We start from the raw sequence: 17,353 nt of genomic DNA, 5'->3' as shown, positions 1-17,353 counted from the left end.
ATACGTTATAAAGGGATTGTTAGTACCTATATTTACTGATTTATTAAAATTTTTCTTACACAAAAATGATACAGTTCTTCAACATCTTTCACTATGTAAGTCGCACTAACTTCAGTCAGTTCTTTCTCACAGCCATAGCCATATAAAACACCAATTGAAGCAATTCCATTCTGATTCGCACCTATTATATCGTGCTTTCTATCACCAATCATTATCATTTCTTCTTTATTTAGTTCTTCATTTGTTTGTAAAATATGAGCAATTATTTCTTCTTTTTTTATTCTCGTACCATCTAAATTACTTCCAATGATATCTTCGAAATAATTCGTTAATTGAAAATGCTCTATAACTTGTTTCGCAAATACAGTGGGCTTTGAAGTAGCTACGAATATGCGATTTCCTGAACTTTTTAATTGTTGCAAGAGCTTCAGAATCCCCTCGTATACATTATTTTCAAACAATCCACGCTGCTTTAAATACTCACGGAAGTAAAAAACTGCACGTTCAACCTCTCCTTCACTCATATTATATCTCTCTACGAATGATTGCTGAATAGGAGGACCTATAAATGAATCTAACTCACTTATATGTACTTCTTCAATTCCTACTTTTTTTAACGCATACAAAACCGAATTTACAATCCCTTCTTTCGGATCCGTTAAAGTTCCATCTAAATCAAATAGAAATGTTTTATACATGTTTCATTCCTCCACTTAATTTGCTGTATAAATAACTGCTAACATCTCTTCCACTTCTCCCTATTATACTATCATTATCTATTTTTTCGAAAAATCAATTTCCATATGTCACATACTTTCAGTTACAAAATACGATAGATATGATAAAGTAAAAAAGTTACAATTATTTTAATAGAAACTGGTGAAACAAATGTCAATTACGTTAATTTTTATAATGGCTTTCACAATTGTAATCCACGCAGTTGAAACAAGCTCTTATAGTATTCGATTAGCGGGGGTTCGTTTAAAGAAGATTGCTGTCGCATTATCCGTCGTAGGAATTGTATTACTCATTTCAAGAACGTCAAACTTACTACAAGCCTTTTTACTTGGCGGGATTGTGGACGAAGCAAAACTAGATCCTTCTATTGATTTAGAGCATATTATACGTCTTGTACTATTATCTGCTTCTATCGGTACATTGCTTGCGATTATACTGTATCCAACTTTGACAAAACTATTTGGATATGTCATTCAAAACTTTGAAACAGACGGTTCTTTCATTCGAATGATGAAAACGAATAACATTCAAAAATTAAAGTACACAAAAAAATATGTCCGCTTTCCAAAGTTAGAAATGATTCATAGACTGCGTATCGGTGGTATTCCAAAGCGTATTATGCTTATTAACATGTTTGCTACTGCTATTTATACAGCTGGGGTACTTTCTGCCCTTTACGCTTCTTTTTTAAATCCAGATTATGCAACAAATGCAAGTACAGCTTCTGGCCTTGTAAATGGTTTCGCCACTATTTTATTAACTGTATTACTCGATCCACGCATTGCTCTTTTAACAGAACGTGCTTTACAATCAGAAAGCGGTGCTGAATCTATGAGTAAAATGTATGGTTGGCTAATGATTTCTAGACTTCTCGGCACATTATTGGCACAACTACTATTTGTACCAGGTGCTTACTGGATTTTATGGATTATTGAACTTATGCATTAATTTACTAGAAAGGTGAATTTATCAATGAAGATCAAAACAGAGAAAGATATAATTCGCTTAATAGAAAACGACGAATGGATGATGAATGTATTACAAATGGCAAAATCACTAGAGTTACCTGATTGGTGGGTTTGTGCCGGCTTTGTTCGTTCTAAAATTTGGGATACTTTACATGACTATGAAGCTAAAACGGCTATGCCTGATGTTGATGTGATTTATTATGATAGTCTACATCAAGATGAGATATACGAACAATCATTAGAAACGAAATTAATGAATATTGATGCTACTATTCCTTGGTCTGTAAAAAATCAAGCTCGTATGCATGTAGTGAATAATATGCCACCATATTCTTCTTCTGTTAATGCTATTTCTAAATTCCCTGAAACAGCAACGGCTTTAGGAGTTACACTTGATGAACTAAACAATGTTATATTAACAGCCCCATGTGGTATTGAAGATGTCCTTTCCTTACAAGTGAGACCAACAGCTCATTTTCTTAAATCGAAAGAACGATTACATATGTACAAAAACAGAGTTATAAAAAAGAATTGGCAAAGTAAGTGGCCTAACATCACAATCACATATCCAGAAATTTAGAAAGAGTGCCTCTCATTTATAGAAGCACCCTTTTCTTCATTTCAAAAAATGTATGACTGTTTCTGCAAATCTATCTGCTTCCTCATAATGAGGTGAATGACCGCTCTCTTCAAATACGATATACTTGCCGTTTCGGGCATCTTTATTAAATGTTTTAATTTGTTCTTCACACGTTACTACATCATGTTTTCCTACTATTAATAACATTAGATTTTGTACATCTTTTATTTTTGATAATAATGATGTATGACATGCTCCCTCTAATTTTAATCTATCAAAGTGCATTTTGGAGCGATTTGAAAATATTTCCCACTCTTCATCACTGTATAAACTCTCATCTGTCCTATCTTCCTTATTATTGTAAATCTCCATTCTTTTTTCTTCTAATTCAGCGCTTAATCTTATATAAGCTTCTAACAACTCTTCTGAACTAGCATCGCTAGATGAATAAGCAAAGCACTCTTTTGCTACTTCTTCTTTTCCATACTTTTTTAATAAATGCCCTGTCTTTTGCAACAAAGCTCTACTTGTTAATGCAAAATCAAAAGTTGGTCCTTCAAATATTATTTTCTCTATTGAACTTGGATATATCGACGCATAAAGCAATGCTACATATCCACCGAAAGAATGTCCAATTATAGACCACTTCTCAATTTGTAATACTTTTTTTAATTCCTCACAGTCTTCAATCAAATCATTTAATCCAAAAGCTTCGTCTTCAGTAATTTTTTCTGAACGACCAACACCTCTTTGATCTATCATAATTACATATAGAGAATCTTTTAAACGTTCCGCTTGATGAAATGAAAAATCATAACAACTCTCTCCTGGTCCACCATGCAAGTATAAGACTGGCTTATTTTTAGGATTTCCATGTGTTTCAACGTATAGCTTTTTCCCTCTAATATTCATATACTCTCCTGTTTCTATCAAATTCGCCATAAACATCACCATCTTCTTTTTTCACTGAATATTATAACATTTAATGTTAAATAATCCCTATTACATTTAAGAAGACGATAATGATTGCGAGCGGTGCTACAAATCGAAGTAAAAATGCCCAACAAGTAAATACTTTCTTTCCATAATTTCCACCTACAAAAAACTCTGCTTCTAGTATCTTCTTTTCCATTTTGAATGAAACGAAAATACTAATAAATAGTGCTCCAAGTGGCATTAATATATTACTAGATAAGAAGTCTACTGCATCAAAAATATTCTTTCCGAAAACCGTAATATCACTCCATACTCCAAATGATAACGCTGATGGTATACCTACTAAGAAAATGCCGAAACCGATCAGCCATGATAATTTCGTTCTCTTTTCTTGTTCACCATTTGCTAATGCTGAAACAACAGTTTCTAGTAGAGAAAATGCCGATGTTAATGTCGCAAATGTAAATAGTGCAAGGAATACTGTTAAGAAAAATCCACCGAATGGGATTTGACTAAATACAGATGGTAATACGATAAATAGTAATCCAGGTCCTTCTGTCGGCTCCATTCCTAATGAAAATACGGCCGGAAAAATGGCAAGACCTGCAAATAAAGAAACAAATAAATTCAATCCAACAATTGTTATTGCTGATTTTGGTAAACTTTCTTTTTTATTTAAATAGGAACTATAGGTAACCATAATTGAAATCCCGATACTAATTGCAAAGAATGATTGCCCCATTGCGAACAAAATACTTTCCGAAGTAATCTTTGAGAAATCTGGTTGTAAGAAAAACTTCACACCTTTCATAGCATCATCAAGTGTTAACGAACGAATAATAAGAGCGACAAATAAAACGAACAATGCTGGCAACATATATTTACTTGCTTTTTCAATTCCGTTTTGTACACCCTTTGATACAACCCATATCGTAATGAACATAAAAGCGAAATGTCCCATAATAGCCCAAGTGGGATTCCCAATTGTTTCAGTAAATAATGCTCCGTAATTTTGTCCCGGTGCAATTAGTTGTCCAGTAATTCCTCTGAATAAATAAATTAACACCCATCCACCTACAACACTATAAAATGAAAGTAGTATAAAACACGTTCCAACACCAAGGCGTCCAATCCAGTGCCACCCTGTATTTGGTGCAATACTTTTAAATGCGCCAACTGCTTGTTTCTGCGTACTACGTCCAATCATAAATTCAGCTATAAGTAGTGGTAATCCAATTAATATAGTAAATAATATAAAGATTAAAAAGAATGCTCCTCCCCCGCTCTTCCCGGCGATATAAGGAAACTTCCATATTGCGCCAAGTCCAATTGCTGATCCTGCTGCAGCCATTATAAAACCTAATTTCGAAGTCCATTGCTCCGTTTGTTTCATCTCATTTTCCTCCTAATTAAATCTTTTTATATAGATAAATAAATTTTATAGACCTATCCAAATAAACCCTCCACTTCTTTTTCCATATAATAAAAAAATGGCCTAGCATCTCTATATAAAGAGACGCTAAGCCATTTACTTAACGCGGTACCACCCTTATTGATTCCATTATGAATCCACCTTAGTAGTAATCGTTTGATTACAAACCTAATATCGAAGGTTAACCGTTAAGATTTACTAAGAATGTGATTCCGTTCCACCTTACTGCTCCTAGGCGAGTTCAGGATGTCATTTGACTATGTCGCACCAACCCATAGCTCTCTGTACAAATACATGACCTTACTACTCCTATTCAACACATTGTAATATTTAGAATATATTTTCTTTTGAAATTAATATGAAGTATATCGGTTATATTTGTAACTGTCAAGGGGTATATTAATTTTTTGTCGAAATGGTTCATATTGATAACTCACTTTTACTAAGCTTATTAGCAAAAGAAAGAGTCTATATTTTCATCTTTTTACGGTATAAGACGAGTACAATCTCTCGGAAAAGCACTCGCCTCTCGTACATTTGTTAATTCTAATAGTTTATATACAATCCTTTCTAACCCAATTCCGAAACCTCCATGCGGGGGACAACCGTATCGGAATGTATTTAAATAAGATTGAAATTTCTCTGGGTGTAATCCTTTTTCTTTAAACGAAGCGAGTAACATTTCATAATTATGAATTCGCTGTGCCCCTGACGTTATTTCTAACCCTTTATATAATAAGTCGAATGAATCAGTAATAGCTGGATTCTCTTTATTTTGCATCGTATACATCGGTCTCGCTTCTTTCGGATAATGTGTAATGAAAACAAATTCACTATTATATGTTTCCTTTACATATTTCCCTAGTAACTTTTCACCTTCTGTATCTAAATCCCCTACAGGAGATTCTTTACGATACTTACTTTTCAAAATTTCTTGTGCTTCTAACAATGTAATTTTAGGTATTTCAGTAATAACAGGTACTTCTATTTGTAATAGTTGTAGTTCTATTTCACATTTTTTCGCTACTTGTTGAAACATATATCGTAAAACATCCGTTTCTAGTTGCATCACTTCATAAAAATCATGAATAAAACCAAGTTCTACGTCTAACGATATATATTCATTCAAATGACGGGAAGAATTATGATGTTCCGCTCTATATACAGGTGCAATTTCAAAAACTCGTTCTAACCCACCTGCCACCATCATTTGCTTATAGAACTGTGGTGATTGTGCTAAATAAGCTTCTTTTTGGAAGTATGGAAGCTTAAAAACATTTGCTCCTCCTTCTGCCCCTTGCGAAACAATTTTCGGCGTAAAGATCCGTGTGAAATCGTTCTCTATAAGAATTTCACTAAAGCTCTGAACGAGTGTAGATTTCACTTTAAAAATCGCTGCGGTTCGCTCATGCCTTAATGATATTACTCGCTCATTAAGTAGTTGATCTAAGCCCACTTGTAACTTCTTTTTATTTATTTCAAATGGAAGTGGTTCTGCACCGTTTATTACTTTCACTTCATGAGCAAGTACTTCAACACCCAATTCTGTTTTCGACGTCTCGACTATTTCACCGATTACATGGACAACACTTTCTACATCAACTTTATATCCAGCCAATCCATTCTCTAATACACATTGAATTACTCCTGTTCTGTCCCGTAATAATAAAAAACTAACATTTCCAAGATGCCGAATTTTTTTTACCCATCCTTGAAGTAATACAACCTTTCCACTTTGTTCCATACATTCTTTTGTGAGTGAACGCTTCATTATTGAATTCATTATTTTTCCCTCCAGTAATTTTATATTTATTTACGTTATTGTTGTCATCGTCATCATCCACGGTCACTCACCCCCTTTCAAAGAATACAAAAATCCGCCCCTATAAATAGGGACGGATTTTTTTCCGCGGTACCACCCAAATTGTCATACTGACCATCTTAGCCCTGATAACGGTAGGTACCGTTTGCTTTTACTAATAATCACGTTCAAAGCAACACTCACAGGTGTCTTTCCATCATGCGGTATCACAACCTTCTCAGCAACCGGCTGCTCTCTGTAGACCTTTGCACCATGTACTTTTCCTGATCATCACTTTTTATATTTACAGAGTATTCTAACTTCTAACTTTATAAAATGCAAGATTTTTTTTGAAACATTCTGATTTTCTAACTCCTAACTGCTTCTAAAACGGGAAAAGTTAATTTTGTAATACATATTCTTATGTATCAAATCCGAAATTACACATCTAATACTTTCCTATTTTTTACATAAAAACCGTATTTTTCACGCATATTAATAAACAAATTTAAAGTGAGGTGTGCATATGCAAAAAGCAATTAGTTTCTTTCTCCTATTGTTTTGCCTAATTGTAGTAAACGAAACATACGCCTATTCACCAAAATCTTTACCAATCTCTCAAAACTCTGGTCAATGGCTAGTGAATATTGATAAACCGAAAAAAACAAACAAAAATATGCTTCAAGCTAAAAAAACTGAATTTCAAACATATCATTTTTCAGTAAAGAATATCGGGAATAGTGAAGTATATAACGTAAACGTCGAAGTATTCCGCAACGAACCAAATAAGAAAACGAAATATGAACTCTTTTCCCTAAAGGAAAGTCGTTTAGCAAGTGGAAAAACTGGATTTGAACACGCTAATTTACCTGTTGCTACAAAAGCGGATGAGGTTGATGTTATTATTACATGGCAAGAACACCCATTCCGATTGATGCGAAATGGTCAAAAAGTTGAATCTAGAAAATTTAAAGAACATTTTGTTTTTAAAGAAGCTAAAAAGTAAATGGGATACGGATATATTCACACTATCATTGATATAGCTTTATTTACTAGTACCAGTTCGTAAGCAAATTAAAAAGTCGTGGCTTATAATGCCACGACTTTTTATATTAATTCGTACTAATGCCTCTCGCTGCCCAAATACGATCGATATCAGCAGCATGTTGTCCGCCATATAAAAGAGCATCTGCTTGCTTAATCGCTTTTGCTCCATCACTGAATTTAGAGTTTGGTGTTAATGACCAGTGTGATTGTAAAATGATTTTTGTTGCTACATCACGGCCAAAAGCTTGTGCCATTTCGTATTGACCTTGTGCCCAAATTTCACCATCATCATGCACTTCATTCGTTATATCTTTCGGATATACTTTATTCGTATCTAATCGGCGTAAGCATGTTGGATCTGAACTAGAGTAAGCTGTCGCATCCCATTCTCCAACACATGCTTTTCCGTATCCTGTAGTCGATACTGCATCTTCATATGTAGCACCTAAGAAGTCGCCAAATCCTTCTCCCATCGCTCCGCCTTCTGCTGAACTACCAAAGCCAGGAACTTGGTTATCTTGAATCGAATGCCCATACTCATGTGCGATAATACCAGCATCTTCTGCATCATCAACACCGCCAGTACCGAAAGTTAAAGCTTTTGTTGATGGAGAATAGAATGAATTATCATCAGTTGTACCATTAACATTCACTTTTATCGAACGGTTATTAATATTTTTAAAACCTAACCCTTGAATGTAACGCTGTAATGTATCGATATGATAATACGACATCACATCTTCAAAGCTATCATTTGCACGTGTATAGTTAAATTGTAAATTCGTAGATTTTGTTTTCGCTTTTGAAGAAATCGTTACATATTCTCCAATTAAAAATCCTGTTCCATCTAAACCTTTTAACGTAACAGTTTTCAGTTGGTTCGTTAGAGCTGTTGAATCTGCATCGTTATTATCTTTTAAGCCTACTTTACTACCGCTAGATACTACTGGGTTAGGTAAAAATACTTTTCCTGATCCTTCAGCTTTTCGGTTTATATCAACCTTTTTAATTAACTTTCCATTTTCTGCATCAATAAATGTTTCCCATGCACCAAATGGATTATTAGAATGGACTACAACTTTATATACTGGACGAGCCATTCCTTCTTCAACAATATATCCGAATTCTTTCTCTGTAGGAGCCCATAAGTTTTGCTCACTTGCTTCTCCAACATACGCCATTGATTTTTGTATTGCATCTTTTTCACTAATTTTTGTCGTTACTTCCTTCACACCTGTAACAGGCTGATAATCAGAAACAGCGAGTACTCCCTTCCCTTCTCCGTTAAGAGTAACTGTAATTTGTTTTGAAAATACAGGAGCACCGTTAACAACTTGTTGAAACCTAACATATGAAGCTACTGACGTTTCTGTTGTAGAAATATATTGCAAGTCTGAAAGGTCTGCCTTCAATCCATACTGCGCAGCATTTTCTTTTAAATATTCAGTTGCTTTTTTCTGTGGCGAATAAGCTTCTAACTTTACTTGCTGTTGTTTTTCCAATGCCGAAACCGTAGAAATCGTCCCCATTACTAACGGCACAGTCATTGCCATTGCCACCATTTTTTTATTAAACATAGAACCACTCCCCCTAATAAAGTAGCTCAACCTTATCCCGTTACCACTCAGCAATCATTCTCCACAAAATGGAGGGATAAAAATTGAATCTAGGAGTAATTCTCTATGGACAATTCTATTACCTTTCCATTTGAGGTAAGTGAAATTTTCTCAATATTTATGTGTAAAGTGAAAACAATACTGTAGAAATATATTTCTACAGTATTGTTTTCGGTACGCTATGAAAAAAGAAAATTGCTAGTAATCCTATCGAATGTATAGTCAAATAAATTCTAATCATACAAAAAAGGAAGTTGGAATCATTCCAACTTCCTTTTTTCTTTAATTAGCCGCACTTAATTTAATTCTAAGTTTTGTCTCACCTAAAGAAAGTTCATCGTCTTCGTTCGTTAAGTGACCAAATGTAAATTGTTTAACGAGTAAGTTTTCTTCCAATAAATCTTTATGGTTCGTTAACGTTCGCTGTAGCTCTACTTCTGTATCGAGAATAACATCGACTCGTAAATTAACTGGTAAATTCAACTGTTTACGATATTCTTGAACCGCACGAATGAATTCACGCGCTACTCCTTCTTGTAACAATTCTTCCGTTACATTCGTATCTAACATAACTGTGTATTGTCCGTTAGTCGTATTAGAAAATCCTGATTTTGCAACTTTCTCAACTAACACATCTTCAGCAGTTACAACTACTTCTTCTCCTGGTGTTGCTTCGTAAACTGCTCTTCCTGTTGATACAAAGTTTTGCACTTCTTCTTGTGATAATTGTTTTAGCCAACCATTCACTGCATTCACATTTTTACCGAACTTCGGCCCCGCTGTTTTAAAATTAAGCTTCAATTGATATGATGTGTATTTTGTTTCATCGAGTTCAACATGGAACGCTTTTACATTTAACTCATCCATAACGATATCACGATAAGATTCCCAATCCATATCATTCTCGTTATGCTCAAGTAATACAAGTTCTGCTAGCGGCTGTTTTACTTTTAAAGAATGCTGATTACGGTTACTTCTTCCAAGTTCAACAACTTGTAAAACAGCATCCATTTCCGCTTCTAATTTCGGCTGAAGTAGTAATTCATTTACAACTGGATAATCAGCTAAATGAACACTACTTCCTTCTAAATTAAGATGAATGTCTTCCGCGACAAACGGTGTGAATGGTGCAATTAATTTACTAATTGTTACAAGTACTTCATGAAGTGTCTCATACGCAGCAGCTTTTTCAGCGTTCATACCAGATTCCCAGAAACGATTACGTGAGCGTCTTACATACCAGTTACTCACTTCATCTACAAGTGCTGCAATTTCACGAGCTGCATTCGTAAATTGATAATCATCAAGTGCTGTTCTCACTTTTTTCGTTGTACTATGCAATCTTGATAATACCCATTCGTCTAATTTCGTAAGCTTTACATTATACGTTTCTTTCGGATTATACTCATCTAAATTTGCATATAAAACGTAGAAGCTATACACATTGACTAATGTATCTACAAATTTAGATTTCGCTTCCAGTACTGTTCTTTCAGAAAAACGCTTCGCATTCCACGGGGCACTATCAACAAGTAAAGCCCATCTTAGCGCATCTGCACCAAACTTATCTACTAAATCAACTGGGTCTAGTGCATTCCCTTTACTTTTAGACATTTTCTGTCCTTCTTCATCTAAGACATGCCCTAATGATAACACTCGTTTATACGGTACTTTTCCTGTATACAGTGCTGAGACTGCTAATAAACTATAAAACCAGCCGCGTGTTTGATCAATTCCTTCTGCAATAACATCCGCTGGAAACTGCTCTTCAAATAACTCTTTATTTTCAAATGGGTAATGATATTGTGCAAATGGCATAGAACCACTATCAAACCAAACATCAATTACTTCTGGTGTACGATTCATTGTTCCTCCGCATTTCCCGCAGCAGACTTGCACTTCATCTACATAAGGCTTATGCAATTCCAAATCTTCTGGTGTTTCGTTCGTACTATGCTTTCTTAATTCAGCAATGCTTTTCGGTGCGAACTGATGATTACAACTTTCACATTCCCATACGTTTAATGGCGTTCCCCAATATCTATTTCGGCTAATATTCCAGTCCACCATATTTTCTAAAAACTTACCAAATCGTCCATGTTTCATATGATCCGGATACCAAGTAACAGAATCATTATTTTGTAAAAATGTATCTTTAATTGCAGTTGTTCGGATTAACCAACTTTCTCCTGCATAATAAAGTAGTGGTGAATCACAACGCCAGCAATGCGGATAGCTATGTTCATATTTTTCTTTATGATACAGTAAACCTTCCTTCGCTAAATAACGAACGATATCCACGTCACAATCTTTTACAAATTTTCCTTTCAAAAATGGTACTGCTTCTGTATACTCACCTTTTTCATCTACAACGTGCAAGAATGACAATCCTTCACTTTGAACGACTCTATAATCATCCTCTCCATATGCTGGAGCAATATGAACAAGTCCTGTACCACTATCTGCTGTTACAAAATCTGCTGCGATAACGCGGTAACCATTTGTAACTTCTTTCATCGGAAATGGGGCTGCATAAGATGTGTTTAATAATTCTTCGCCTTTATGAACAGATAATACTTCATAATTCTCTTTTAATACTTCTTGTACACGTTCTTTCGCAACAATATATACATGACCTTCTTGTTTTGCTTTAACGTATTCCATATTTGGATGGACAGCAAGCGCTACGTTTGCTGGAAGTGTCCAAGGTGTCGTTGTCCAACCTAAGAAATACTCATTTTCACTATCTTCCACTTTAAACTTCACAGTTGCACTTAAATCTTTTACTGTTTTATACCCCTGTGCAACCTCATGTGAGCTCAATGAGGTTTGGCAGCTTGGGCAGTATGGTGAAACTCTATGTCCTTTATATAACAATCCTTTTTCATGGATCGTCCCCAAAATATGCCATACACTTTCGATATATGGATTCTCTAAAGTTACATATGGATCATCCATATCTACCCAATAACCAATACTTTCAGTGAATTCACGCCACTGCTTTTCATATGTGAAAACACTCTCTTTACACTTTTGAATAAATGGTTCAATACCATATTCTTCGATCTCATGTTTACCAGAAATACCAAGTTGCTTCTCAACACCTAGTTCTACAGGTAAACCGTGTGTATCCCATCCTGCTTTTCTTACTACTTTATAACCAGCCATCGTTTTATATCTTGCTACTAAATCTTTAATTGCCCGACCAAGTGCATGGCCGACGTGTGGTAAACCGTTCGCCGTTGGTGGCCCTTCATAAAACACAAACGATTGCGCGCCTTCTCGATTCTGAATTGATTGTTCAAAAATGCTTTGTTCGTTCCACTGCTTACGAATACGTGTTTCTCTCCCTACAGCTGACTCTTTTACATCTACTTTCTTCATCTACAATCACTCCTTTGAATGTTTTAAAAGCACACAAAAAACCCGCCCCTATGAAGTAGGGACGGGTTTACCCGCGTTACCACCCTAATTCTATTAGCTTTTCACTAATAGCGCTTAGCAACGTACTATCATACGTGTTCTTTGTAACGGTAGACATCCGTCCGGGCTTACTCACTTTCAGCCTCGGCTCCTCGGAGATGATTTTCAAATAACTTCTGCCCACCGGCTTTCAGCAATATACCGGCTCTCTGGAGAACAGTTCACTATTTTACTCTTTCTCGTCTTCAGATTTGTATACTTTATTAAAAGTTATTTTATGCCATTTGACAACTAATTGTCAACTAATTCAAAATATATTCTTATCCTTATCCCCTATTCTTATACAATTACTTTTCAAATTCTCGCAATGCTGCTAAATTTTCATCATCCTCAATAAGTTCAACAAAGAATCCCGAGTCATCCTCACGAAGGACAATTTCAAGCTCTTCCTTCGCCTCTTCATTTCTATTTAACTGTGCTAAATAACAAGCACGATCATATCTTGCTAACAAATCACTTGCATCCATTGTTAATACTTCATTTGTTATTTTTTCTGCCTTTAGTGTTTGGCCGGCACCATGATATGAAGACGCTAAAGAAAGAAGAATTACTGTTTCATTTGGATGATGTATAGAAGCATTTTCTAATACTTGAATTGCCTCTTCAAACCTTTCTTGACTTTGATATATTTCTCCTAAAGCAAGAAATGCTCTACTTACGAACGGTGTTTGCTCCGTTAATTGTAAGGTAATCTTTTCTGCTTTTCTTTCTTCCCCTGCTTTAAAGAATACTTGTGCTTGCAGAAGAAGAGTATCATAATCATCTGGTAGTTCTCGAACCATTTGCTTCGTTAATTCCAAAGCATCTCTTAACATATCTTCTTCCTCGCACTCAACGAAAAGATTTACAAGTTGCTTCGCTACTTCATAATCCCATTTATTTTCTAGTGAGGTGTGCAGAATCTCTATCGCTTCTTTATTCATCTCTACATTCTCATAAAATAGCGCAAATCGCTGTGCTGCCATACTATTTTTCGGATTTAACTTTAAAGAGATTTCATATAAATCAATTATCATAGTAACCATTGAAATTTCTTTCGCACGATTTTTCATACGATAAAAAGCTCTCGTAATGATAGATCGTTTCGGCTGTTCATGCAGCTGGCGTTCAATCCATATTTCCGTAACCGCAGCTGCAGCATACATGAATGCTGTACTTCTTTCTGCTTTTTTCACCTTTAACGTATGAAGAAAATCTCGTATGTTAGACAATTTTTTATGTTGCTCTACTGCTTTTACATAAACATCAAATATACGTTCATTATCAAAATCTTTTTGTATTACTTTCATTGCAACTTCAATTGCTTTTACATTTCTTTTTTTCACTAATACTTTTGCATAATGATATAGAACTTCTATATGCTCACCATCTAATTGTAGCGCGTATTCAATCTGTGCTTGTTCTTTATCTATTTCATTCATCGCACCGTACACATATGCAATCGCATCTAAACGCCATATTTCAGGTACTTCTTCCGCTAATTGTTCTAGTTCAGTCAACAATTCTTCCTGAAGATTCATATCTACTGAAAGCTGTGCCAAATATTCCATATTAATATGCAACGGCTCTTCTTTCATCGCCTGAACCATATGACTTTGTTCTTTAAAACGGTTTTCTTCTTTTTCGTATATTTCCGCAAGCTGTAAATGTACACCTACGAAATTCCCATCAAGCTCTAAACATGTTTCATACGCTTGTTTTGCTTCCGTCAATTGTCCTAATGCCATAAGTGTTTCACCAATTCGGTAATACGGTAATGCCGTTTCCTTTTGTTCTATCGCCTTACTATATCTTTTCATCGCTTGGCCGTACTGTCCAATAGATTCATATAAAATACCTGCATAACAACCGTACTCACTTACTTCATTTCTTTCTTTGTGTAACGTTCTTAAAAACGCTATACCTCGTTGTACAAATTCCGTTCCTTTAATTCGATTCACATATTCATCTAACGCACTTGCTACATTATAATCACTTTTCTTTATACCATTTTCTAACTTAGATAGCGCTACTTTAAACCCTTCTTCATTTCCACCAAGTTCAATTTCAGCATCCCATAAAACCATTCCTGCATTCATGAGGAAATCTTGGCTCTTTTCAATTTGCTTCTCAAGACCAAGAATATATTCTTTTGCTTCCTTGTATTGTTCTCTTGCCATATAAACTTGTGTAAGTCCGAAGTGAGAATAAACATCCTCATCATTTTCTTCTAAAGCACGATTATACAATACTTCTGCTTCTTCCAAGCTATCATTTTGAAAATGATAGTCACCTAATTTTACGTAAAGAGATGCTTTATCATCACAATTCTCAATACCGTTTAATAAAATTTCTTTCGTACTTTCCTCATCCTTCAAATCAGATTCGTATATTTCCGAAAGTTTTGTATAAATGTAAGGTGCATTACTATCCAAATGAATCGCTACTTTAAGCCCTTTTATTGCTAAATATAATTTTCCTAGTCGATGTGCACATCTCGCTCGTTCATACCATACATGTGCTTCATATTTATATTCTTTTAACAAGTCATTAAAGATTTCATATGCTTCTTCATATCTTTCTAAATCTATTAATATTATACCGTGATTCGTTAAAGTAAACCTTTCAGGACTACGCTCTAACGCAACTTGAGAGTATTGCAATGCTTTTTCAGATTGATCAATATACATATAGGATAAAGCGAGAAAACTCCAAGCAATAGGCTGATCTGCGTCTAATTGTAACGATGAACGAAAGCTTGAAATTGCTTCTATATAACTTTCCTGCTCAAAAGCATATCTTCCATTTATCAAATGATATAATGCACGATTATTTTTCTTCTCAACGCTTGTCAGCATTTGCTCGGCTTTGTCTACTTCCTGAAGACGAATAAAACACTGTGCACCATGCAATTTAACAAAGTCCGAGTTCGGAAACTTTTCCATTAACTTATCGATACAATATAAAATAAATTCTTTATCTACTTCAACATCTAAGTGCTTTATCGTATATAACCACGTATTTGGATTATCACTCGTTTCTTTTAAAAATTGTACTAAGTTACTAATTCCCTCTTTGTCATGTTCATCTAAATGATCCGTAAGAGAAAAAATAGATTTAAAATAACGATTTTCTTCTTCACTTAGAAACGCTAGTTGCTCCTTCTTTTCTTTCGGAACAAACGTGATTGCTAAACAGCCTGTATAACGATATTTTTCTTGTAATTTACTATATTCCACAAGAACTGGTTCTATAAAGTTTGGATCTTGAACATAGAAAGCTTGCAATGTATCATCATATCCAGATAGAACTTGTACGTGTGAAGCATGCTCAATATCTATACTTAATAAAACAGGAATTCCTTCGTCAATCAGTCTCTTATAATTCTCTTCATTCCCTTTAAAATAACGATATTCATAACCTAATTCTTCTAAATAAGAAACAGTATCTGAAAACTTCGAACCTGTCATATCAAAAATAAACTCTGCTATTTCATCTTGTGTACGTTTCTCTCCCCATATACGCAACATCATCTCTAAACTTGTCGGAACACAATAATTATCCTTTTGTACAATAGGAACTATCGGCAAGTGAACCTTTTTTCCATCCGGATTTTTTTCTAAATTATGATATAAAGATTCTTTTAAACTCTTTTCTTCTCTTAATAGCTTTTGTAAATCTGCAAACTTATTCATTTTGTACAACGCTTCTGCACGTAAATGTACAAAGTAAGTATTATAGGCATGATATGGCAGCTGAGTATTTATGTTATCTATTACCGCTAACATTTCTTCATATTGCTCTAAATCTAATAAATACTTTACCTTCTCAAAATGAAAATATGGTACTTGTGGAAACTTTACAATCGCATCATCAATTAACTGTATTGCACGTTTTTGTTCCCCTTTATTCGCATACAATTGTGATAATAAATAGGTAGATAACTCTTCACAATCTTCATGCTGTATGCCAGCAATAAATTGTTCTTCCGCTTTCTCCCATTCACCTGTATGCATATAAACGTAGCCCCATTTATCAAAGACTGCACGTGTACTGTACTCCTCTGCTTTTTTCATATACATTAGCGCTTCTTCGTTTCGTTTCATTTCTAAAAGACATCGTACTAACGTAAAATATGTTTTCGCTAAAAAATCTGCATCTATTTCTTCTTTACCTAACTCTTCTAAAGAAGATTTTAACAACTGCTCTGCTTCAAGAATTTTTCGCTCATCAATTAACTCATCACAATATAAAGAGAGCGTTCTCATATTTGGGAATTTTTTATAAGCGTAGCGAATGAGAAATGAACTGCATTGGTGCATAAGCCCTTCATCAGTAAGGCGAATTAATATATCAAACTCCTTATGCGAAGGAATATTGGCAAGCCAATTCTTCACATAGGATAAAGTATTCGTTTCTTTTATATATGCAATTTCATTATTTATTTCCTGTAATCCGTCTACAAATCTCTTATCTTTCAAACAAGTTTCTAATTGCTTAAAATCTAGCATGCATTCACCTCGAATTTATATTTATACTGCTACTTGCTTAGATTTTACACACCATATAGTATGTATTCAACTAAAATCTCTTATAATGGATGGTATTAATTAATATTATTCAAATTTATAACAAAATATAGTAAAAATGATTGTTTTTCTCTGTATTTTGTTTGATTATATAGAATAACGTAACATGTATATCCTATCTTTTGTCAGTTAAAAACAGTACATGAAATTATACCGGCGATAATTTAAATATATCAGCGATTCT

10 protein-coding genes and 3 other annotated features are annotated in these 17,353 nt (G+C 34.5%); of the genes, 3 read left to right on the top strand and 7 right to left on the bottom strand.

What is annotated here, in order from left to right:
* Positions 1 to 32 precede the first annotated feature (32 nt).
* Positions 33 to 698: an HAD family hydrolase gene (locus tag MR160_RS18805; RefSeq protein ID WP_000278487.1), complete on the bottom strand. Its 666-nt coding sequence runs from the start codon at positions 696 to 698 to the stop codon at positions 33 to 35.
* Between the two features lie 190 nt (positions 699 to 888).
* On the opposite strand from MR160_RS18805, the gene MR160_RS18800 reads away from it, so the two are divergent.
* Together MR160_RS18800 and MR160_RS18795 are read left to right on the top strand one after the other, a co-directional pair.
* Entirely contained in the window at positions 889 to 1,686 is a 798-nt protein-coding gene (locus MR160_RS18800; protein WP_000028912.1) for a lipid II flippase Amj family protein, read from the top strand.
* A 24-nt stretch (positions 1,687 to 1,710) separates the two neighbouring features.
* Complete coding sequence (locus tag MR160_RS18795) at positions 1,711 to 2,286, top strand: nucleotidyltransferase family protein (protein ID WP_000695364.1); 576 nt, start codon at positions 1,711 to 1,713, stop codon at positions 2,284 to 2,286.
* 36 nt (positions 2,287 to 2,322) lie between these two features.
* Here MR160_RS18795 and MR160_RS18790 read toward each other — a convergent pair whose 3' ends face one another.
* From MR160_RS18790 to aspS, 3 genes are all read right to left on the bottom strand, one after another.
* On the bottom strand, positions 2,323 to 3,228 hold the full coding sequence (locus MR160_RS18790; protein WP_001284944.1) for an alpha/beta fold hydrolase: 906 nt from the start codon (positions 3,226 to 3,228) through the stop codon (positions 2,323 to 2,325).
* A 46-nt stretch (positions 3,229 to 3,274) separates the two neighbouring features.
* Positions 3,275 to 4,615: a sodium-dependent transporter gene (locus tag MR160_RS18785; protein ID WP_097825954.1), complete on the bottom strand. Its 1,341-nt coding sequence runs from the start codon at positions 4,613 to 4,615 to the stop codon at positions 3,275 to 3,277.
* A 116-nt stretch (positions 4,616 to 4,731) separates the two neighbouring features.
* Positions 4,732 to 4,980, bottom strand: a binding site (T-box leader).
* A 158-nt stretch (positions 4,981 to 5,138) separates the two neighbouring features.
* Positions 5,139 to 6,437, bottom strand: a complete 1,299-nt coding sequence (aspS, locus tag MR160_RS18780; RefSeq protein ID WP_001084710.1) for an aspartate--tRNA(Asn) ligase — start codon at positions 6,435 to 6,437, stop codon at positions 5,139 to 5,141.
* A gap of 105 nt (positions 6,438 to 6,542) precedes the next feature.
* Positions 6,543 to 6,756: a binding site (T-box leader), on the bottom strand.
* A gap of 225 nt (positions 6,757 to 6,981) precedes the next feature.
* Here aspS and MR160_RS18775 point away from each other — a divergent pair.
* Complete coding sequence (locus MR160_RS18775) at positions 6,982 to 7,461, top strand: hypothetical protein (protein WP_001167924.1); 480 nt, start codon at positions 6,982 to 6,984, stop codon at positions 7,459 to 7,461.
* Between the two features lie 106 nt (positions 7,462 to 7,567).
* Here the strand turns inward: MR160_RS18775 and MR160_RS18770 are convergent, their stop codons facing one another.
* The 3 genes from MR160_RS18770 to MR160_RS18760 all read right to left on the bottom strand — a co-directional run bounded on the left by MR160_RS18770 (position 7,568) and on the right by MR160_RS18760 (position 17,091).
* Positions 7,568 to 9,079, bottom strand: coding sequence for a M36 family metallopeptidase (locus tag MR160_RS18770; protein ID WP_000482263.1), 1,512 nt, complete (start codon positions 9,077 to 9,079; stop codon positions 7,568 to 7,570).
* A 321-nt stretch (positions 9,080 to 9,400) separates the two neighbouring features.
* The gene (gene ileS / locus MR160_RS18765) at positions 9,401 to 12,502 is read right to left on the bottom strand and encodes an isoleucine--tRNA ligase (RefSeq protein ID WP_000754894.1); all 3,102 of its coding nucleotides are present in this window, start codon (positions 12,500 to 12,502) and stop codon (positions 9,401 to 9,403) included.
* 54 nt (positions 12,503 to 12,556) lie between these two features.
* Positions 12,557 to 12,796, bottom strand: a binding site (T-box leader).
* Positions 12,797 to 12,888: 92 nt separating this feature from the next.
* Complete coding sequence (locus tag MR160_RS18760) at positions 12,889 to 17,091, bottom strand: bacteriocin-processing peptidase family protein (protein WP_097825955.1); 4,203 nt, start codon at positions 17,089 to 17,091, stop codon at positions 12,889 to 12,891.
* Between the last annotated feature and the right edge of the window lie 262 nt (positions 17,092 to 17,353).

This window comes from Bacillus cereus group sp. BfR-BA-01382, from assembly GCF_022663475.1.
GTDB lineage: Bacteria > Bacillota > Bacilli > Bacillales > Bacillaceae_G > Bacillus_A > Bacillus_A thuringiensis_S.
This window is presented reverse-complemented; position numbering and strand designations above follow the sequence as displayed.